This is a genomic window from Roseovarius salincola (genome assembly GCF_026891095.1).
Classification (GTDB): Bacteria; Pseudomonadota; Alphaproteobacteria; order Rhodobacterales; family Rhodobacteraceae; genus Roseovarius; species Roseovarius salincola.
This window is the reverse complement of record NZ_JAPTNL010000009.1, coordinates 36,923-58,105: the sequence shown is the minus strand read 5'-3', so window position 1 is coordinate 58,105 and position 21,183 is coordinate 36,923. Positions and strand designations below refer to the sequence as shown.

The 21,183-nt window shown below is 64.7% G+C and carries 17 protein-coding genes; 9 read left to right on the top strand and 8 right to left on the bottom strand.

Annotated features, from left to right (window positions below; genetic code table 11):
• Positions 1–61: 61 nt before the first annotated feature.
• Entirely contained in the window at positions 62–886 is an 825-nt protein-coding gene (locus N5A93_RS11220) for a pseudouridine synthase (protein WP_268955184.1), read from the top strand.
• Between the two features lie 243 nt (positions 887–1,129).
• On the opposite strand, the gene N5A93_RS11215 is transcribed toward N5A93_RS11220, so the two are convergent.
• The gene (locus tag N5A93_RS11215; protein WP_268955183.1) at positions 1,130–2,146 is read right to left on the bottom strand and encodes a GlxA family transcriptional regulator; all 1,017 of its coding nucleotides are present in this window, start codon (positions 2,144–2,146) and stop codon (positions 1,130–1,132) included.
• 259 nt (positions 2,147–2,405) lie between these two features.
• Between N5A93_RS11215 and N5A93_RS11210 the strand changes: the two genes are divergently transcribed.
• From N5A93_RS11210 to N5A93_RS11185, 6 genes are all read left to right on the top strand, one after another.
• Positions 2,406–3,296, top strand: a complete 891-nt coding sequence (locus tag N5A93_RS11210; RefSeq protein WP_268955182.1) for a 5-bromo-4-chloroindolyl phosphate hydrolysis family protein — start codon at positions 2,406–2,408, stop codon at positions 3,294–3,296.
• A 10-nt stretch (positions 3,297–3,306) separates the two neighbouring features.
• Positions 3,307–4,506, top strand: a complete 1,200-nt coding sequence (locus N5A93_RS11205; protein ID WP_268955181.1) for a toxic anion resistance protein — start codon at positions 3,307–3,309, stop codon at positions 4,504–4,506.
• 8 nt (positions 4,507–4,514) lie between these two features.
• Positions 4,515–5,474, top strand: a complete 960-nt coding sequence (locus N5A93_RS11200) for a DUF2927 domain-containing protein (protein ID WP_268955180.1) — start codon at positions 4,515–4,517, stop codon at positions 5,472–5,474.
• A gap of 20 nt (positions 5,475–5,494) precedes the next feature.
• Positions 5,495–6,613 carry an SPFH domain-containing protein gene (locus N5A93_RS11195; protein ID WP_268955179.1) on the top strand — a complete coding sequence of 373 codons (1,119 nt, stop codon included), beginning with the start codon at positions 5,495–5,497 and terminating at the stop codon, positions 6,611–6,613.
• A gap of 90 nt (positions 6,614–6,703) precedes the next feature.
• Complete coding sequence (locus N5A93_RS11190) at positions 6,704–7,822, top strand: TFIIB-type zinc finger domain-containing protein (protein WP_268955178.1); 1,119 nt, start codon at positions 6,704–6,706, stop codon at positions 7,820–7,822.
• On the top strand, positions 7,822–8,496 hold the full coding sequence (locus N5A93_RS11185) for a nitroreductase (RefSeq protein ID WP_268955177.1): 675 nt from the start codon (positions 7,822–7,824) through the stop codon (positions 8,494–8,496). The genes N5A93_RS11190 and N5A93_RS11185 overlap by 1 nt, the downstream gene beginning before the upstream one ends.
• A gap of 8 nt (positions 8,497–8,504) precedes the next feature.
• Here the strand turns inward: N5A93_RS11185 and N5A93_RS11180 are convergent, their stop codons facing one another.
• Positions 8,505–8,921: an Hsp20/alpha crystallin family protein gene (locus tag N5A93_RS11180; RefSeq protein ID WP_268955176.1), complete on the bottom strand. Its 417-nt coding sequence runs from the start codon at positions 8,919–8,921 to the stop codon at positions 8,505–8,507.
• 144 nt (positions 8,922–9,065) lie between these two features.
• Between N5A93_RS11180 and dtd the strand changes: the two genes are divergently transcribed.
• Positions 9,066–9,503, top strand: coding sequence for a D-aminoacyl-tRNA deacylase (gene dtd / locus N5A93_RS11175; protein WP_268955175.1), 438 nt, complete (start codon positions 9,066–9,068; stop codon positions 9,501–9,503).
• Positions 9,504–9,512: 9 nt separating this feature from the next.
• On the opposite strand, the gene N5A93_RS11170 is transcribed toward dtd, so the two are convergent.
• From N5A93_RS11170 to N5A93_RS11150, 5 genes are all read right to left on the bottom strand, one after another.
• Positions 9,513–10,769, bottom strand: coding sequence for a M24 family metallopeptidase (locus N5A93_RS11170; protein WP_268955174.1), 1,257 nt, complete (start codon positions 10,767–10,769; stop codon positions 9,513–9,515).
• A 78-nt stretch (positions 10,770–10,847) separates the two neighbouring features.
• On the bottom strand, positions 10,848–12,041 hold the full coding sequence (locus N5A93_RS11165) for an HlyD family type I secretion periplasmic adaptor subunit (RefSeq protein ID WP_268955173.1): 1,194 nt from the start codon (positions 12,039–12,041) through the stop codon (positions 10,848–10,850).
• Between the two features lie 3 nt (positions 12,042–12,044).
• Positions 12,045–14,240, bottom strand: coding sequence for an ATP-binding cassette domain-containing protein (locus N5A93_RS11160; protein WP_372921292.1), 2,196 nt, complete (start codon positions 14,238–14,240; stop codon positions 12,045–12,047).
• Between the two features lie 23 nt (positions 14,241–14,263).
• Positions 14,264–15,532, bottom strand: a complete 1,269-nt coding sequence (locus tag N5A93_RS11155; RefSeq protein WP_268955171.1) for a TolC family protein — start codon at positions 15,530–15,532, stop codon at positions 14,264–14,266.
• A gap of 118 nt (positions 15,533–15,650) precedes the next feature.
• The gene (locus tag N5A93_RS11150) at positions 15,651–18,926 is read right to left on the bottom strand and encodes an Ig-like domain-containing protein (protein ID WP_268955170.1); all 3,276 of its coding nucleotides are present in this window, start codon (positions 18,924–18,926) and stop codon (positions 15,651–15,653) included.
• A gap of 319 nt (positions 18,927–19,245) precedes the next feature.
• Between N5A93_RS11150 and argE the strand changes: the two genes are divergently transcribed.
• Entirely contained in the window at positions 19,246–20,409 is a 1,164-nt protein-coding gene (argE, locus tag N5A93_RS11145) for an acetylornithine deacetylase (RefSeq protein ID WP_268955169.1), read from the top strand.
• Between the two features lie 27 nt (positions 20,410–20,436).
• Here argE and trmB read toward each other — a convergent pair whose 3' ends face one another.
• Positions 20,437–21,150, bottom strand: coding sequence for a tRNA (guanine(46)-N(7))-methyltransferase TrmB (gene trmB, locus N5A93_RS11140; protein WP_268955168.1), 714 nt, complete (start codon positions 21,148–21,150; stop codon positions 20,437–20,439).
• Between the last annotated feature and the right edge of the window lie 33 nt (positions 21,151–21,183).

Below are 21,183 nucleotides of genomic sequence, written 5' to 3'. Positions count from 1 at the left end.
ACCCCTCTTGCCGCGCACTCGGCGCTTTCGCAAGCCCCCGCTTTGCGCTAAGCCCTGCGCCATGAACACCACTCCACATAAGGGCGACCGGATCGCCAAGGTCATCGCGCGGGCCGGGCTGGCCAGCCGGCGCGAGGCGGAGCGGATGATCGAGGCGGGGCGCGTTGCGGTCAATGGCAAGGTGATCGACCGGGCCGCGCTCAATGTCACGCCCGCGGACCGGATCAGCGTCGACGGGCGCGACCTCAAGGCGCCCGAACCGGCGCGGCTCTGGCTCTATCACAAGCCCTCGGGCCTCGTGACCACCACCAGCGACGAACAGGGACGCCCGACGATCTTCGACGAGCTGCCCGAGGACCTGCCGCGGGTGATGAGCGTCGGGCGGCTCGACATCACCTCCGAAGGGCTGTTGCTGCTGACCAATGACGGCGCCATCAAGCGCAAGCTGGAGCTGCCCTCGACCGGCTGGCTGCGCCGCTACCGGGTGCGCATCAAGGGCCGCCCGACCGATGCGACCTTCGCGCCGCTTCGCCAAGGGCTTGAAATCGAAGGCGAAAAATTCCAACCCATGATCGTCTCGCTGGATCGCCAGCAAGGCGCGAACGCCTGGGCCACGGTCGGTATCCGCGAGGGGCGCAACCGCGAGGTGCGCCGCGCGATGGAAGCGGTAGGGCTGACGGTGAACCGGCTGATCCGCATCTCCTACGGGCCGTTCCAGCTGGGCAACCTCAAACCCGGCGCGGTCGAGGAAATCCGGCCCCGCATCCTGCGCGAACAACTGGGCATGGAAGAGCAGACAGAGGCGGCGAAACCCGGCAAACCGGCGCGGCCCGGCAAATCTGGCAAACCCAAACCGACGCTGAAACGCACACGGCGCCGGAACTGACGGCGAATCACCCGCAAGCCACTGATTAACAACCAAAAACACCGACCTGCATCGCATCGGGGTCACGTCGGTATCGCGTCGGTGCGCCCCACCGAAACCCCGCGCCTTAACGGGGCGCGCGCCTGATAAAGGTACAAAAGCCGCGCCGTTTCGTACCAAATTCCCGCGCCTTCTTCTGTTCGGAAATATCCCGGGGGAGTCGCGCATTGCGCGACGGGGGCAGCGCCCCCGCCCTGTGCCGCCCTAGCCGCCCGCGCCACGCCAGCTCTTGCGATAGGCGCGCGGCGACATGCCGAAACGCTTGCGGAAACGCGCGGCCATCTGCGAGGTGCTGTTGAACCCGGTGGCGGCGGCGATCTCGGCCACGCCGAGCTCGGTCTCGTTCAAGAGCGCATGCGCGCGCGATATGCGCAGGTCCATGTAGAACTGCGCCGGGGTGATGCCGACATGCGCGCCGAACAGCCGTTCAAGCTGGCGGCGCGAGATGCCGACGCGCGCCGCCAGGTCCGAAATCTCGAGCGGCGACTCGAGCGTCTCGTTCATCAGCCGCATTGCCGCGATCAGGTGGGGATTGCGGCTGCCAAGCGCAAAGGAATAGGCCGATCTCTGCCGGCTGTGTTGAAGGTTCGAGCGAAAATGCAGGCACATGTCGGCGACCATCGTGGCGAGGTCCGCGCCGTGGTCGCGCTCGATGAGGTCGAGCATCATGTCGGTGGCCGCGCTGCCACCGCCGCAGGTGATCAGGCCGCGGTCGTTTTCATAAAGCGCGCCGGTCGGTTCCAGCCCGAAATAGCGCTCGACGAAAGCGGGCTGGTTTTCCCAGTGCAGGGTGAATCGGCGCCCTTCCAGCAGGCCCGCCTCGGCCAGCGCGAAAGCGCCGGTGCAGATTCCGCCGACCCGCGCCCCGAAAGCGCGCTGTCGCCGCGCCCATTGGGTGACGCGGGGCGAGAGCGTATCGGCGGGTTCGATCCCCGCGCAGACAAAGGCCAGTGCCTCGCGCGGGATGTCGGCAAGCCCGCCGTCGGGTGTGATGTTCACCCCGCACGAACAGACCACGGGCGCGCCGTCCTCGGTCATCACGAACCAGCGATAGAGCGCGCGCCCCGCCACCTGGTTGGCGACCCTCAGGGGTTCGAGCGCCGAGGTGAAGGCCAGGAGCGTCAGTTTGGGCAGCAACAGGAAATGCACGTCCCGTGGCGGTCCGTCATAAGCCACCTGAAAGCTGGCGGCGCCGCGTGGTACGAAAATGCGCGTCGTCATGCGCCCGTCATAGCACCAAGCCGGTCCGGCGGTAAGGCTGTGCGCTCTGCTTGATGGTCCTTCCCGTGCGGTGGCGGGTCGGCCGCGCGATCTGGCGGCAAGGGGACCATCTTCCCCCTAGAATGCTTGGCCCGCATCGCCTAAGTTCAAACTGTCTTTTGGGGGTAAGCGTGCCTATGTCCGATACCGGTTTGCAAAAACTGGCCTTCTTCCTGCTGGTCCTGCTGATCCTCTATGTCTCGTTGACGGGGGGCGGCTGATGGCGCAGCGCTATGGCGGGAAGTTCAGCCCCGAACCGCCATCGTCAGGAACGGGCGATGGCAGTTTCAGGGGCGCGCGGCGCACCCGCGCGGGCGGGCGCGTGAACCTTCTGTTCCTGGCGCCGCTGCCGCTGATCTGGGCGGCGTTCACCGCCGGTCCGGTGGGGTTGGCGCTCAATCTTGGCGCGCTCGGCATCCTGCTGCTGGCGGCGTGGCTCACGCGCGAGGGTATCCTGGCCCAGGAAGCCTATGAGGGGCGCAAGATCGCCCGCCGTCCCGGATTTCCGCGCAAGATCGCCGCATCGGCACTGACCGGGCTGGGGCTGGCCCTGGCCGGGTTCGCGAGCGGCGGCGGGATTGTCGCGCCGCTCATCTATGCGGTGCTGGGCGCGGTGCTGCATTCCTTTGCCTTCGGGCTTGATCCCATAAAGGACAAGGGGATGGAGGGAGTGGATCTGTTCCAGACCGATCGCGTGGCGCGCGCCGTGGACGAGGCCGAAAAGCATCTTGCGGTCATGACCGAGGCGATCAGGCACGCCGGAGACCGGCAGCTGGAAGCACGGGTCGAGCAGTTTGCCGCCACCGCCCGCAAGCTATTTCGCACGGTCGAGGAAGACCCGCGCGATCTGACGGCGGCGCGCAAGTACCTGTCGGTCTACCTGATGGGCGCGCGCGACGCGACGGTGAAATTCGCCGATATCAGCGCGCGCGACCGCGACAGCAGGGCGAAGGCCGATTACACGGCGCTGCTTGACGATCTGGAGGGCAATTTCGCCGCCCGCACCGAAGCACTTCTGCGCGACGACCGGGTCGATCTCGATATCGAGATCGAGGTTCTGCGCGCGCGCCTGCAACGCGAGGGCATCCGCCCGTCCACAACAAGTGAGTAAGGGGACCACCATGTCAGATACCACCCGTCAGAAAGCCGAGGCCGCGCTGGCCGAGGTCGAGCAAGTGAGCCGCACGATCCTGCCCGAACCCGCGAAGGCCGACGAGGTCGTGACACTGGACAAGGCCGATGACGCGATCGGCGGCGAGATCCGCCGCCGCATGGACGAGATCGACATGGGCGACACCAATTCGATCGTGGCCTTCGGGTCGGGCGCGCAGGCCGAATTGCAGAACATCAGCCAGGCCATGCTGAATGGCGTGCGCAACAAGGATGTCGGCCCGGCGGGCGACAGCCTGCGCGGGATCGTCACCACGATCCGCGGCTTTTCGGTCAGTGAGCTGGATGTGCGCCGCCAGCGCAGCTGGTGGGAAAAACTGATCGGGCGCGCCGCGCCTTTCGCCAAGTTCACCGCCCGTTTCGAGACGGTGCAGGCGCAGATCGACAAGGTGACAGACGATCTGCTGCATCACGAGCACAGCCTGCTCAAGGACATCAAGTCGCTTGACCTGCTTTATGAAAAGACGCTGCAATTCTATGATGAGCTGGCACTTTACATCGCCGCGGGCGAGGAGAAGCTGCGCGAGCTCGACAACAGCACCATTCCCGCCAAGGAGGCGGAAATGCAGGCTGCCCCCGAGGCCGATCAGGTGATCCGCGCGCAGGAATTGCGCGATCTGCGCGCCGCGCGCGACGATCTGGAACGCCGGGTGCATGACCTCAAGCTGACGCGCCAGGTGACGATGCAGTCGCTGCCCTCGATCCGGCTGGTACAGGAAAACGACAAGAGCCTGGTGACCAAGATCAACTCGACGCTGGTCAATACCGTGCCGCTGTGGGAAACCCAGCTGGCGCAGGCGGTCACGATCCAGCGTTCCTCGGAGGCGGCGGCGGCGGTGCGCGACGCCAATGACCTGACCAATGACCTGCTGACAGCCAATGCGGCCAATCTGCGCGAGAGCAACAAGATGATCCGCGAGGAAATGGAACGCGGGGTGTTCGACATCGAGGCCATCAAGAAGGCCAATGCCGACCTTGTCGGGACGATCGAGGAAAGCCTTCAGATCGCCGACGAGGGCAAGGCGCGGCGCGCCGCGGCCGAAGAGGATCTCAAGAAGATGGAGGCCGATCTGCGCGACACGCTGGCCTCGGCCAAGGCCCGGCGTGACGGCGTGGGCGACAATGCCGGCACCGCCGTGCCGCAAAGCTGAGGGTAAACGTGCGCTGGACGGGACTGACAAAGGGTGTGGCAGGAGGGCTGGCGGCGCTGGCTCTCGCCGCATGCGATCTGCCCGGCGGCGCGCCCGCCCCGAGGCCCGCCGAGCGCCCGCCCGGTCTTGCCCCGCAAGATCCGGCGCCCGCGCCCGGCCCCTCGGATGCCAGCCGTGCCTTGCAGCGATATTACGCGGCCGTGCAGGCGGATCTGCTCTCGCAGGGGCTTTTGCGCACCGATGGCGGGGGACCCGACACGCCCTATACGGACAATACGCTGATGCGCAATTTCGAGCGGATCGCGTTCTATGACGAATACGAGCGCGACGCGGGGCTGAAACGCTCGGACGGCGAGGCGGTGGGGCTGCGCAAATGGACGCGCCCGGTGCGCATGTCGGTCGAGTTCGGCGACTCCGTGCCCGAGGATCAGCGCGCGGTCGATGAGGGCATGGTGCGCGATTACGCCGCGCGGCTGGGGCGGATCACCGGGCATCCGGTGTCGGTGGTGCGCGGCAATCCCAATTTCCACGTGCTCTACATGGGCGAGGACGACCGCGATCAGGCAGTGGCGCGCATCAAGGAGGTGGTGCCCAATGTGAGCCCCTCGACGCTGCGCCTGTTTCGCACGCTGCCGCGCACGATCCATTGCCTTGTCATCGCCTTTTCGGAATCGCAGAACGAAAACAGCTACGGGCGCGCCATTGCCTTCATCCGCGCCGAGCATCCCGAGCTGATGCGTCGCTCCTGCGTGCATGAGGAACTGGCGCAGGGGCTGGGGCTGGCCAATGACAGCCCCTATGCGCGCCCCTCGATCTTCAACGATGACGACGAATTCGCGCTGCTGACCACGCATGACGAGATCCTGTTGCGGCTTCTCTATCACCCCGACCTGACCCCCGGCATGACACCCGATCAGGCCCGTCCCATCGTCGCGCGCATCCTGGCGCGGCGCGACGGGCCGGTCTGACGGAATAGGAGACCTGAACCATGGGCATTTTCGACTTTCTGACCGGCGAGTTCATCGATGTCATCCACTGGACCGACGACAGCCGGGACACGATGGTCTGGCGCTTCGAGCGCGAGGGCCACGAGATCAAATACGGCGCCAAGCTGACCGTGCGCGAGGGCCAGGCGGCGGTGTTCATCCACGAGGGCCAGCTGGCCGATGTGTTCACCCCCGGCCTTTACATGCTGGAAACCAACAACATGCCGGTGCTGACCACGCTCAACCACTGGGATCACGGCTTCCGCTCGCCGTTCAAGTCCGAGATATATTTCGTCAACACCACCCGCTTCAGCAACCTGAAATGGGGCACCAAGAACCCGGTCATGCTGCGCGACCCGGAATTCGGCCCGACCCGTCTGCGCGCCTTTGGCACCTATACGGTCAGGGTCGCGGATCCGGCACGGTTCCTTGCCGAAATCGTCGGCACTGACGGCGAATTCACCATGGACGAGATCAGCTATCAGATCCGCAACATCATCGTGCAGGCGTTTTCGCGGATCATCGCGGGCGCGGGCATCCCGGTGCTGGACATGGCCGCCAACACGGCCGATCTGGGCAAGCTGGTGGCGTCCGAGATTTCAGTGGTGGTCGCGGAATACGGGCTGACCATCCCGGAATTCTATATCGAGAATATCTCACTGCCCCCCGCCGTCGAGGCGGCGCTGGACAAGCGCACCTCGATGGGGCTGGCGGGCGATCTGGGCAAGTTCACCCAGTATTCCGCCGCCGAGGCGATGACTGCCGCGTCAAAGAACCCTTCGGGGGGTGCCGGGATCGGCGCCGGGCTTGGCATGGGAATGGGCATGGCGATGGCGCAGCAGCTGCATCCGCAAGGCCCCCGGGGCACGGCCCCCGCATCCAGCGAGGCCGCAGCACCCCCGCCACCGCCACCCGTCGAGCATGTCTGGCACATCGCCGAGAAGGGCGAGACCCATGGCCCCTATTCCAGGGCCGCGATGGGGCGCATGGCCGCCGATGGCACGCTGAGCCGCACCGCGCATGTATGGACCGCCGGGCAGGATGGGTGGCAGCGGGCCGAGGACGTGGCCGAACTGGCGCAGCTGTTCACCGTTCTGCCCCCGCCCCCGCCCGAGGATTGATGGTGCGAACAGAGGCGCGCCATCATGCGCGCGCCCTGCTCCGCCCGATCCCGAGGCGACCGATTTTCATGCATTCCTGACGGCCGGTTCATGCCCCTTTCCGACGCAGCATCCCCGATCGAAGAGCACCGCTTTCCCTGCGATCAATGCGGGGCGGATTACCGGTTCGATCCGGGTTCGGGGCGGCTGGTCTGCGACCATTGCGGCCATAGCGAAGAGGCGGCGCAGCCCGGCCCCTGGGAAAGCACCATCCGCGAACTGGATTTCCGCCAGGCGCTGAACAGCCAGCTTCCGGGCGACGAGATCGAGGAGACCCGCGTCACCAGCTGCACCAATTGCGGCGCGCAGGTGGAGTTCGACGAGACCATCCACGCCGCCGAATGCCCGTTCTGCGCAACACCCCTGGTGACGGATACCGGCACGCATCGCCATATCAAGCCGCGCGGGCTGTTGCCCTTTGCACTGGATGAAGAGGCGGCACGCGGGGCGATGAACGACTGGCTGGGGCGGCTGTGGTTCGCGCCGGGCGGCTTGCAGGACTATGCCCGCAAGGGGCGCAGGATGCAGGGTATCTATGTGCCCTACTGGACCTTTGACGCCGACACGAAGTCGGCCTATCGCGGCGAGCGCGGCACGGTCTATTACGAAAGTCGTACGGTCATGCGCAACGGCAAGCGCGAGACGGTGCGTGTCGCCAAGGTACGTTGGCGGCCGGTCTCGGGACGGGTGGCACGGTTCTTTGACGATGTGCTGGTGCTGGCCTCGCGCAGCCTGCCCAAGAGGTTCACAGACGGGCTGGAGCCCTGGGACCTGTCGGCGCTGGAACCCTATGCGCCGCAATATCTGGCGGGTTTTCGCGCCGAGGGCTATGCGGTGGAACTGGAGGAAGGGTTCACCGAGGCGCGCCAGATCATGGACCGGGCGATCGCGCGCGATGTGCGTTTCGATATCGGCGGCGATCGCCAGCGCATCCATGACATCCGGACGCAGATCAGCGACGTCACCTTCAAGCATGTTTTGCTGCCGGTCTGGCTGGCGGCCTATAAGTACCGCGGCGAGACCTATCGTTTCGTCGTCAACGGGCGCACCGGGCGGGTGCAGGGCGAGCGGCCCTGGTCGGCATGGAAAATCGCGCTGGCGGTGATCGCGGGGCTGTTGGTGGCAGGCGCCGTCGGCTATGTGGTCGCCATGGAACAGGGGGCGCTGTGATGAGCGAGGCCTATGATGCACTGGACGGGCTTTTGCGGGCGCGCCATTCCTGCCGCGCCTTCAAGCCCGGGCAACTGCCCGAGGACACCATTGCGCGCATCGTCTCGGCGGCCGCGCAGACGCCGTCGTGGTGCAATGCGCAGCCATGGCAGGTGACGGTGACACGCGGCGCAGCGACAGAGAGGTTTCGCGCGGCGCTGATAAAGGCGGCGGCGTCTGACACGCCCTGCCCCGATTTGCCCTGGCCCGAGGGCTTTCCGGGTGTCTATGGCGAGCGGCGGCGCGCCTGCGGCTATCAGCTTTACGAGGCGGTCGGCATCGCGCGCGACGACCGCGCGGCGCGGGCCGAGCAATCCATGCTGAATTTCCACCTGTTCGGCGCGCCGCATGTGGCCATCGTGCATTCGGAGTCCGCACTTGGGGCTTACGGGGCGATGGATACCGGCGGGTTCGTCAGCAACTTCATGCTCGCGGCAAAGGCGCTTGGGGTGGACACGATCGCGCAGGCCTCGGTTGCGGGTCATGCGCCGATGATCCGGGCGCATTTCGGCCTGCCCGAAAACCGGATGATCCTGTGCGCGATTTCCTTCGGGATCGGCGACGCGGACCAACCGGTGAACAGCTTTCGCACCGCGCGGGCCGATCTATCGGAGATCCTCGACCCGCGCGACTGATTGGCCGTTCAGCCCTTGTTGATGGCGATCTTGCGCGCCGTGCTTTCATCGGGACCGCGTTTGGGCACCGAGAGGGACAGCACGCCGTCCTTGAGGCTGGCCGAGACCGACTCGGCATCGGCATCGGCGGGCAGGCGGAAAGTGCGGCTGAAGGCGCCGTATTGGCGTTCGGAGAAGAACCAGGTATCGCCCTTTTCCTCGCGTTCCTGGGATTTCTCGCCGCGCACCGTCACCACCCCGTCATGCACCGAGATGTCGATATCGTCCTCGGTGACGCCCGGCAGTTCCATGGTGATGCGATAATTGGCGTCATCGGCCGAGGCATCCGAGGCGGGCGAGAGCCAGTCGGCGACGCGCTGCCCGAGATGGCGGAAGGGTTCGTAAAACGAAGGCCACAAATTTGAGGATTGGGATTTTTCAACCATATCGGCAACTCCTTTGGTCAAAATGCAAGATGCAGTCTCGCGCGATCCGGGCGCGCGCGCCTTGATGCGCATCAAGGCGATGCTTGCATCATGGCGCGGTTTTGCGCATTGCAAAGGCGGGCAATGCAAGACGGGATATAGGCGATGCGCGCAGTCCTGCAACGGGTGAGCGAGGCCAGGGTCAGCGTCGCGGGCGAGGTGATCGGGCGGACGGGTCCGGGCCTGATGGTGCTGGTCTGCGCCATGCAGGGCGACAGCGAGGCCGAGGCCGACCGGCTGGCCGCGCGTATCGCCAAGCTGCGCATCTTCAAGGACGATGCGGGCAGGATGAACCGATCGCTGCGCGACACGGGCGGCGGAGCGCTGGTGGTGAGCCAGTTCACGCTGGCGGCCGATACCAGCCGCGGCAACCGCCCCGGTTTTTCAAGCGCCGCACCGCCCGAGGAGGGCAAGCGCCTTTATGAGCATTTCGCCGCCGCGCTGGCGGCTGAGGGTGTGGCGGTGGAGACCGGCGCCTTCGGGGCCGATATGCAGGTGGACCTGACCAATGACGGGCCGGTGACGATCTGGATCGAGAGCTGAGCGAGGGGGTCAGCGCAAGAGGTCATCCTCGAAGGGGAAATGCGACAGCAGTTCGATCCCCTTGTCGGTCACCAGCACCTGCTGTTCGAGCTTCACGCCCTCGCGCCCGCCTTCCGCGCCGATATAGCTTTCGACGCAGAGGGTCATGCCGGGCAGGATTTCGCCGTCATAGCCCGCATCGGGAAAATCGCCGCGATGGTAGAGATAGGGATACTCCCCGGTCATGCCGCAGCCATGGGCGCTGAGGTAATAGCGGTTGGCGTGATAGCGCGCGGGGATGTCCCAGGCGGCCTCGGCATAGTCGCGAAATGACATGTGGGGGCGCAGGATATCCATGTTGTGATGCACCTGCTCATGCGCGATCCTGTAAAGCTCGCGCTGCAAGGGGGTGGGCGCACCGGGGCCGGAATGGAAGCTGCGCGAGAAATCGGCGTAATAGCCGTGACAGCCCACCACATCGGTATCGAGAGCGATCAGTTCGTTGGGGCCGATCACATTGTCCGAGGTTTCCTGAAACCAGGGATTCGTGCGCGCGCCCGCATTGAGCAGCCGGGTTTCGACGTAATCGCCGTTCTGGGCGATCACCGACTGGTGAAGCACCGACCAGAGCTGCGCCTCGGTGAGGCCGGGGCGGATGGCGTCGCGCAGGCGGGCGACACCGATCTCGGTGGCGCGCAGCGAGGCGATGACGCATTTCATTTCCTCGTCGGACTTGATCGCGCGGGCCATTTCAACGGGTTCCTGCGCATCGACGATGCGCAGCCCCTGCCCCTGAAGCGCGATGGCGCTGCCCGCATTGAGGCGTTCAAGCCCCACTGTCGCGCCGCTGCCCACGAGTTCATGAATGAGATCGGCCATTTCCGCGGCCCATGCCTGTTCGCGCGCGGCGATATGTGGGCCTGCGGCGACGAAGCTGGCGGTGCGGGCGGGGCGCACCTCGTCAATCGTTTCAAAGCCTTCGGCCAGATGAAGGCAGCCGGTGAACTCGAACAGGATCGCGCGCGATTGCGTCAGCAGCAGGTAGCGCGAGGGCGCGTTACGCATGGAGAACACCTGCATGTTGCGGGTGCCGGTTGCGTAGCGGATGTTGACCGGGTCCGAGAGAATCACCGCATCGACCCCGCGCGCGGCCATTTCAAGGCGCACCCGGCCCTGCCGGTAAAGGCGCACGGCGGCAAGGTCGATGCCCTCGTCCTCGGGTGCGCGGTCCAGCTGGGCCAGGCCCGCAAGGTCGCCGCGTTCGGCATGCCAGTCGAATTCGGCCATCGGTCGCGCCCTTTGTGGTTCCGTTCCGAATGTCTTGCAGATTCCGCAGTCAGCGGAAAGATCGGAAATGCCGCGCGCTCAGGGCTCGTGCATCGCCTCGCGCGATTTGAAGAGCGGCTTGAGCAGATATTGCAGCACGGTCTTTTCGCCAGTGTGCAATTCGACCTGCGCCTGCATGCCGGGGCGCAGCTCGATCGCGGACTGGCGCGGCGTCAGCGCCGACATATCCAGCTTGACCGTCACCTTGTAATGAGGGTCGCCATCGGGGTCGCGGGCGTTTTCATCCTTGAAGGTATCCGCCGAGATCACCTCGACCTGGCCCTTCAGGGTGCCGTGGATGGTGTAATCATAGGCACTGAGCTTGACCGTCGCGGCCTGACCGGGGCGGATATTGGCGATGTTCTGTGGCGCGACGCGGGCCTCGACCAGAAGTTCCTCGTCAAGGGGGATGATTTCCATGATCTGTTCGCCGGGACGCACCACGCCGCCGATGGTGGTGACGTTGAGATTGTTCACGATGCCGCGCATCGGGCTGGACAGCACGGTGCGATCCAGCTGGTCGCGGCTGGCGGAGAGGTTCTGGCGCAGGGTGGCCAGTTCCTTGAGCGTGTCGGAATATTCCTGCGCGCGCTCCAGTTCGGTTTGCGTGACGATCTCGTCATAGCGTTTCTGCGCGTCAGCGTGATCCTTGCGCGCGCGCGTCACCTCGATCAGCGCGACGACATTCTTTGCAAGCAGATCCTCGAGCAGACGGCGTTCCTCGGCGGCCTGTGCCAGCACCTTGCGGGCGCCTTCGCTGCGTTTGACGAAATCCTCCTGACGGGCCTTCAGAAGCACCTTTTCCGAGGCCGCCATTTCGGGACTGCGGGCGGCGAGCGGCGCGGGAATGTCGAAATCGAACTGCCCGGCCAGTTCGGCCTCGAGGCGCAGACGGCGGATGTCATGGGCGGTGATCTGGTCGCGCAGGTCTTCGACCGAGGATTTGAACTGCATGCTGTGCAGCCGCGCCAGAAGGTCGCCGCGCACCACGATATCGCCTTCCTGCACCAGGAGTTCGGACAGGATGCCGCCTTCGAGGTTCTGGATGATCTGGGGGCGCGAAGAGGAGATGATTTCGCCATCGGCGCGCACGATCTCGTCCAGCCATGCGAAGGCCGACCAGAGCAGGAACAGCGCCACCACTGCCGCGCAAAGCCTGATCATCAGGCTGGAGCCGCGCAGCCGGGCATTGAGTTGGGCAGAAAGGTTGGTGGCGGATGCTGCTGCGGCCATGACCTATCCCTTTGCCCCGCTTGATCCACCGGCCTGCGCCAGATGCGCCAGCACCTGATCGCGCGGCCCGTCCACGGCAAGGCGGCCGCCTTGCAGGATCATGGTGCGGTCGGTCAGTCGCAGGATCGGCACCCGGTGGGTCGCGATGACGGCGGTGCGCCCGTCAAGCCAGGTTTCGAGACGGCTGACAAGGGTGCGCTCCAGCGTCTGATCAAGCGCCGCGGTCGGTTCGTCCAGAAGACAGATGGCAGGGTCCTGGAGCCAGAGCCGCGCCCAGCCGATCGACTGGCGCTGACCCTGGCTCAGTCCCTGCCCGCCATCGCGGATTTCAAGGTCCAGCCCCTTGGGGTGGGATTTGACGAAGGGGCCGAGACCCGCGAAATCCAGCGCGTCCAGAAGCCGGTCGTCTTCGCCTTCAAGCAGCGTCAGGTTGAGGTTGTCGCGCAGGGTGCCGCTGAACAGGCGCACATCCTGCCCGAGATAGCCGATGAAGCGGCGCAGGTCGCGCGGGGCGATATGGGTCATGTCGGTGCCATCCACCATCACCCGCCCCTGCGTGGCCGCATAAAGGCCCGAGAGCAGCTTGAGGAAGGTTGATTTGCCCGAGCCGTTGGCACCAAGGACCGCCAGTTTCTGCCCCGGCTGGATGGTGAGGGCCGGAATGTCCAGCACCGGCGGCAGATCCGGGTCATAGGTGAAACGGACCTCGCGCAGGTCGAACCCGCCTTGCAGCGCGTCGCGGCGCAGATAGCTGCGCTCGGGTACGGTGTCCTGCTGGGCGGTGGCGATGGAATCGAGCCCGTTGAGCGCGGATTTAACATTGCTCCAGCGGGCCATGGTGCCCGCCAGTTGCGTCAGCGGCGCCAATGTCCGGCTGGTCAGGATGCTGACCGCGATGATCGAGCCGACAGTGAATTCGCCCGCGAAGACAAGATAGGTGCCCATGATGATCGCGCCGATATAGGTCGCCTGCTGGATGCCCTGGCTCCAGAATGTCAGCGCGGATGCCAGGCGGCGCTGTGCGCTGGTGGTGAGCGACTGAAGGGTTGTCAGTTCGATCCAGAGGCGGCGGAAACGGTCCTCGGCGCGCTGCGTCTTGAGGGTGTCGAGTTCGAAGATCGATTCATGAAGCAGGCGCGAGGCCTTGGCGGATGCGCCCTGCGCGCTTTGCGTGAGGGCAACCATGCGGCGTTGCAAGAAGATGCCGGGCAGCACCATCAGCACCGCGCCCAGAACAAGCAGCCACACGACATTGCCCGCGATCAGCGCCACCAGCAGCAGAAAGACGAAGATGAAGGGCACATCGGCAAGGCTGCCGATGGTGGCCGAGGTGAAGAATTCGCGCACCGAGCCGAATTCGCGCATCGCGCTGAAGAGCTGACTGGGCGCGCGCCCGGCCAGTTCCGAGCGCATGCCCAGCACCCGGTTCATCAGCAGGGTCTGCACGTTGAGCTCGATTTGCTGGCCCGCACCGTCCATCAGCCGCGCGCGCGCCAGTTTGAGAGCGGCCTCCATCAGGAGCGCCAGCCCCGCGCCGCCCGCCAGCACCCAAAGCGTCGCCTGAGACTGGTGCGGGATGACGCGGTCATAGACCTGGAGCGCGAAAAGCGCCACGGCCACCGCCAGGAGATTGGCGACGAAAGAGCCGAGCACCACCTCGCCAAAGGCCCGGCGGAAGCCTGCGAACTCGCCCCAGAACCAATGCGTTGCGGCGCCCTGCGCGCCATGCACGCCCGAAAGCTGGCCCAAGGGAACTTCGGCGCGGATGGTCTCGCCGCTGAAGAAAGGTGCGAAGTCGGCCAGTGGCACGGTGGCGCGGTTGTCGGGGCATGTGCGGTCATAGATCACCAGCCCCGCATCGCCCTGTTCGAGCACGAGGATGGTCTGTCCGTTGGTCATGCGCGCCAGTGCGGGCCAGGCCTCGCGCTGGCAGGTCACGTCGCGCTGAACCTCGCTCAGAAATCCGGCGTCCTTCAGGGCCTCGGCAAGGGCGACGGGCGTGGGGGCGTCGGAGAGGCGAACGAGGGTTTCGGCGATGTCGCGGGATGGGACACTCTGGCCCAGCACACGGGCATAGACCGCCGCCAGCGCCGCAAGACGCTCGTTGCGGGTATGGGTGGGGGGCGCATTGCGCACCGCCGGCGGCGGGGCGTCACGGTTCGATACCGCGCGAAGGCGGCCGCCCGGGGCGGCGGGCATCCCGGTGGCGCCACCGGGCAGCCTCATATCCGGCTTCCTTGAGCCAACAGCCCCAGGTGACGCGCGATTTCAAGCTGGGTGAGTGCGCGTTCGTATTTCAGGTCGATCTTCGCGGCCTGACGCGTGGCGAAGGTTTCATAGACGCCGACCACATCCATGACCTGGCGCTGCCCGGCCTTGTACTGGCGCTGGAAGATATCGAGATTGGCCCTGGCGCGCCCTGCGAGGTCTTGCGCCTCCTGTTCCTGACGGCTGAGCGCGGCAAGCTGGCTTTGCAGGCGGCGCAGGCGGCGGGCGGAATCCTCTTCGGCCTGCGAAACGCGGCGCGCGGCGGCGTCACGCGCGGCCTCGGTGGCATTGAGGCTGTCGCCGGTACCAAGGCCCAGAAGGCGATCCGAGGAGAGGTTCAACCCGATGCCCGAGCCGTTGTCGCCCAGCGTGCCGCCCGCGGTCAGCCCCGGCAGAAGGCCCGCGCGCTCCATCCGCGCACTGGCGATGTCCCGCTCTTTCTCGGCCTCGGCGCGCAGCACGTCGAGCGGGCGCGCGGCGGGATCGCCAAGCGACAGATCGGCCAGCCCCGTGACATCGTCAAGCGGGCGGTCGGACATGGCGTTGAGTTCGGCAAAGGCGGTGGCTTCGGCCTCGTGCTGGGTGGCGAGGGTGGAGCGGATTTCGGCGAGTTTCTGGCGCAGGACGTTGAGGTCGGAGCTGTCTGAGACACCACCGCGCACACGCTCGGCCATGATCCATTCGAATTGCTCCATATCCGCCAGCGTGCGGGATTCGACCGCAGCGCGCTCACGCGCCTTCATCGCATCAAGGTAAAGCCCGAGCGCTGTGAGGATGCGCTCGTTGGTGTCCTCGACCATGGTCACGGCCGCGATTTCCACATCGGCGCGCGTGAAGGCGCGTTCGGCCTTGCGGTGGCCATTGTCAAAGAGCACCTGCTCGACCACCAACTGCGAGACGATCTCGCTCAGGCTGTTGAGGCTGATATCAGGGCCGACCTTGGGCAGCCAGTTCTTGGAAGCGGCCTCGGCCCGCAGGCGCGCGGCGCGCAATTCGGCCTCGGCGGGCCGGCTGGCGGCGGCCAGAACCGGAGCGCTGATACGCGCATAGGGGCTGTCGGGCGGCAGGATGCTGCGGCGCGCCTGAAGATCGGCGATGATGGTTGATTGCGTCTGGTTGTCGGTCGGCCCGATATTGAAGCGCGACACCTGGCCGGGGTCGCGATCAAGCGACATGCAGCCGCTCAATGCCAGTGCCGCCAGAACCCATATGCCGCGTTGCATTGATCCGCCCTTCTGCCTCGTGATCGCCTCTTGGGAGGCTTGTTGTTGTGTCCGCCGCGCGCGGGGCGGCCCTCCCCCCACCCGCGCACGGCGATTGTCATTCGTCAGCCGCCCAGCTTCAGGTGACCACCTCGATATCCTCATCGACGATGATCGTTGCATCTTCGCCCAGCGTGTAGATGTCGTAACCGTCGGGTTCGTCGGCCCCGCCATCGACCTTCTGCGCGCCGGTGGCGATCAGCGTGTCATCGGTGCCCCCTTCGACAACCAGCGTATCGGAGCTGTCCGACAGGGCGCGAATCTGGTCTTCGGTGACGGTCAGTTCGGCGTGGTCGGCAAAATGCAGGTCGATCGTTTCGATCTCGAGGCCCGCAAGATCGGGGTTATCGAGGCTCACCGAGGAGGTCGTCACCTCGTCGGGCACGAGATAGGTGCTGGAGCTGTTCCCCGCCGTATCGGTGCTGGTGACCACCAGGTGCGAGCCGTCCGGGATCGACGCCGGGTTGCCCTGCTCATCGAGGAAGATGTGATCGGTTTCGCCCAGGAAGACGTTGTCTTCAGAATGGATCGACAACGCGTTCACCGAGCCATCCGTTGCGACTTCCTGCACGGCAATCGTATCATCCGACATTTCCGTGGTGACATAGCGATAGCCGCCCCCTTCGCGGAAGTAGCCGACGATGTCGGGCTGATCGGGCGCCACGAAATCGAAGCTGAGCGATCCGGGGATGCTTTCGAAATTCCCTGCCGTGTCGGTCACGTTGATGGTCACGCCGACATCGCCCTCCTGTGCGGGCAGGTCTTCCTGAGGGACGGTGACGGACCAGTTGCCGTCTTCGTCGCTGGTCGTGAGATAGCGCCGGTTGAACAGCACCATTTCGACGGTCGAACCCGGCTCGGCTGTGCCGTTCATTTCCAACCCGCCCTGCGCGGCGGCGAGGTTGGCGACCCCGTTGAAGGATCCTGTCACCTCGCCCTGCGAGACGTCCTGCACCTCTGTGTCGATGAAGATCGTCTGTTCGAGCGTCGAGAGATTGCCAACCGGGTCCATGACTTCGATAAGAAGATCGGCATCACCCTGCCCGCCCGGGATCGCGCCCGGCTCGAAGGTGACCTGCCATTGTCCGTCATCGCCCGCCGTGAACTGACGGGTCACATCGTCGATGGAAACCCACACCACGGAATGCGGTTCAACCGTGCCGCTTATCTGGAAGCCGTTGTCGACCGAGTCGCGGTTGATCACCGTGCGCCCCTCGGTGGTGGTCGGAAGCTGCAGCGGCGCAAGCGAAAGGTCGTCCACCTGCGTATCGACAAAGAGCGTGCTGCTGACGGTTTCGCTGTTGCCATAAGGGTCGGTGATCGTGGCCGAGACGACCGGGTCATGCATGCCGGGCGTCAGGTCCTGAGTGGAGTAGAACTGCTGCCAGTTGCCGTTGCCATCGGCGCGAACGGTATATTCGACATCATCGAGACTGACATCGACCCAGGCATAGGGATCGGCGGTGCCCCGCACCATGACGCCGTCTTGATAGACATCGTGGTTGATCACGCCCTGATTGCCGATGGACCCGGCATCGAGGGTCAGCTCCCCGGCCTCGGTATCGACATTTATCATACGCGTGAGGGTCTTTGTGTTCTGCGCGGAATCCGTGGCAGTGATGGTCACCAGCTCGTTATAGGTTCCGGGGGGAAGCTGGCTTCCCGAAACAGTGGCGGTCCATGTTCCGTCCGCGAGATACTGCACCGGTATGGATTGATTGCGGAACTCCATGGAAACGGTCGACCCCGGCTCGACCGTGCCCGAAAGCGTGAAGCCGTCGCCGATCTCGTCGCCGTTGATGAAACCGTCATCGCCGCCCGGCTGCCCGGCCTGGGTAAAGTCGTTCACCTCGAGATCGATCCGGACATCTTCGGAGGCGGTGCTGACATTGCCCGCCGCATCCTGCGTATACGCGCTTATGCTGGCATCGAATTCGGTTTCGGGGAACTGGGCGGGGTCGAATGCGACCTCCCAGGTTCCGTCATCGCCAACAAGCATCTCGCGCTGCTGCCCGGCCATTTCCACGAATACGCGTACACCGGGTTCGGCCGTGCCGGTGACGACCAGCCCGTCAGGCTGCACGTCATCCCAGTTGATCAGCCCGTTCGCGCCCAGGGCGTTGGCGTTGATGGTCAGTTGCGGATGGATCGTGTCGACCGAGACCTTTTCGGTAATCGTGCTGGTGTTGCCCATGGCATCACCCGTCACAATGGTCACGTCGGAATCGTAATCGCCATCGGGCAGTTCGCCGGGAAGGAAGCTGACGGACCAGCTGCCATCCTCGCGCACGCCGGTTTCATGCGTGACATCCTGAATGGTGACGCTGACCCAGGCATCCGGTTCGCCGGTCCCCGAGATCACGACACCCTCGTCGTGATATTCGTCGTGATTGACGATATCACCTGCGGAAACGGTGCCGCCGGTCACGTCGATCTCAGGCGCTGTCGTGTCGATCACGATCTGCGGGCCGTCGAGCTCCGTCTCGGTTCCGTCGGGTTCGGTGACGGTGACCTCGACGGTATGGTCGCCATCCTCGGGGAAATCATCGCCTTCGAACACCACCTCCCAGTCGCCGTTCTCGTCGGCGGTGGTCTCGAGCTCCTCGTCGCCGATGCTGACCGTCACGTCAGAGCCCGGTTCGGCCGTGCCGGTGATGGTGATGGAATCCTGCTGATTGTCGTCGCCGCCGATAGCGATCTGACCACTTTCATTGACGCTGGGCGCGATCCCGTCATCCTTGTCGCCCTGCCCGTCGGCATCAGCGCCGCCATCGGGCGTGACGGGCGGCACGAAACCGGCAGCAGGATTGCTGCCGCCGCCAACGGCCTGCATCAGGGCGGAGGAGGCCACGAGGCCGGCCGCGCCGGCGCCCGCCGCTCCGAACAGGCCTGTGCCGCCCAATATGCCGGCGCCCAGCATCGAAACTGTTTCGTCGCCCTCGGCCTCGCCCGCGGCAACGGGCGTGATGAGCTCTGAGTTGTCAAGAAAGATCAGGTCATCCGACGGGCTCCATTTGCCCCACATCTCGGTCGGGCCGTATTGGGCATAGACGGCACCCTCTTCGCCTTCGATCAGCGTGACCTCGTTCAGATAGCCATCGGCGCTGATGAACAGGCGCGACTGAGGGGTGCCATCGGCGCCGAAATAATCCTGCAACACGACGACACGACCGTCGGCAAGGGTGATCTGAAGATCATTCCCGCTCCGGTTATACCTGTCGATTTCGAACTGTCTGAGATTGATCGAGATTTCCTGACCACCACCGGCCGAAATCCCTGTCGTTGCGTTCTCGTCTGAAATCGCCCCGCGAACGACACCGCCCGCCTCGGCGCGAGCCACATACTCGATACCCATATTCCCACCACTTGCTACCTCGTAGGTGGCGCATCAATAGGCGTCACCATTGTTATATGATCTGCATAGCGCGAGCGCGATTCAACTTCTAGTAATTTTTTGGTGCAAACCGCTAAATGCGGCATCACCCGCCAGATATCGTGGACTTTTCGCGGATTCCGGCCGGATGTGAGTCATCCGCGCAACAGTTTTGGCCATGGTCGCACGATCCTCTGGCCCGAACGCCGTGCAGGCGTGGGCCGGGGCCGTTTATGGGTTGACGCAAAGCGGGAGTGGCAACACAGTCGCTCAGGTTTTCCGACAGTTCGAAGAGGACGTAGTGACGACACAACTTTCCGATACAGTTGCGCTTCTTGGTGATCTGATCGCGTTCCCGACCGTGTCCGAGGTCAGCAATCTGGATATGATCGCCTATCTTGCCCACCGGCTCGAGAACGAAGGCGCGCGCGTCGATATCTTCCATGACGAGATCGGTCACAAGGCCAATCTTTTCGCCACGATCGGGCCGGATACCGATGGTGGGATCGTGTTGTCGGGTCATTCGGACGTGGTTCCGGTGGACGAGCAGGACTGGGCCAGCTACCCGTTCGAGATGACCGAGCACCAGGGGCTACTCTATGGGCGCGGGGCCTGCGACATGAAGGGGTTCATCGCCGCCGCCGTGGCCATGGCACCCTATTTCCGCGAGAAGGTGCGCGACCGGCCGGTGCATTTCGCCTTTACCTATGACGAGGAGGTCGGCTGTCTTGGCGGGCAGGCGCTGGTGGAAAGCCTGAAGGAACAGGGCATCCGGCCCGGCGTTGCGATCATCGGCGAGCCGACCATGATGCGCATCATCGAAGGGCATAAGGGCTGTTACGAATATACGACGCATTTTCATGGACTTGCGGGGCATGGCTCATCCCCCGACCGCGGTGTTAACGCCGTGGAATACGCGGTGCGCTATGTCAATCGCCTGCTGGAACTGAAGGACAGGTTGCGCGCCCGTGCCCCGGCGAGCAGCCGGTTCGACCCGCCCTGGACCACGATCAACACCGGCAGTCTGTCGGGCGGGGTGGCGCATAACGTGATCGCCTCGATCGCCACGCTGGAATGGGAAATGCGCCCGGTGCAGGCGTCGGATGCGCAACTCGTGAAGGACGATCTGCGCCACTATTGCGAGGATGTGCTGTTGCCGGCGATGCGGGCGGTGTGCCCGGATGCGGATATCACCACCGAGGTGATCGGCGAAGTCGAGGGGCTGGAACCGGCGGCCGCCAACGAAGCCAAGGAAATCCTTATGGAATTAACGGGTTTGCGCAGTTGCGAGCTGGTGCCGTTCGGGACCGAGGCGGGGCTTTTCCAGCAATACGGGATGTCGGCGGTGGTGTGTGGGCCGGGGTCGATCGAGCAGGCGCATAAGCCGGATGAATATGTTTCACTGGACCAGTTGCAGCAATGCGTCGATATGCTGGGCCGGTTGGGTGACAAGCTGGCGGCCTGAAATCCATTACAAAACAGGAACTTGAATTCAGGTCTTGATGAAAGTCAGGTAATGTGGCCTGCGCCCTTCGCGCAGGGCCTTTTCCTCGTAACGTGTTGAAATCCAATCATTCCAGGGCTCGCGCCAATCGGCGGGGCGCTCGGCCAGCCATTCGAAACCGTGGCGCGGAACCTGTTCGAGCGTCTGGCGCACGTAATCGGGAATATCCGTCGCCACACGGAAAATAGCACCTTTTTTCAATACCTTGGACAGGGGTTCGAGGTGCTCGGGCGTCACGAAACGGCGGCGGTGATGGCGTTTCTTGGGCCAGGGATCGGGATAGAGCAGGAAGGCGCGCGAGATGCTGCCAGCGGGCAGGACATCGAACATGTCGCGGACATCGCCGGGGTGAACCGCTATATTTTGTGCGCCGGAGTCGCGGATCTTGCCCAGGAGCATAGCGACGCCATTGATATAGGGCTCGCAGCCGATGATCCCGACATCGGGATTGGTGACGGCCTGATGGACCATGTGCTCGCCGCCGCCGAAACCGATCTCGAGCCAGACATCGCGACCCCCAAAAAGAGAAGCAAGATCAATCTCTTGGCGCTCGGGGTTCACGTCCCAACCGACAGGGCCGGGCGAGAGCTTGACGAGGTCTTCGTCAAGATAGGCCTGCTGCGAGGGGCGCAGGCCCTTGCCCTTGAAACGGCCATAGAAATTGCGCCACGGGGCGCCGGATGGGTGCTTGTCCTGGGTCATGATAACTGTACGAAACGTCCGATTTGTACATGG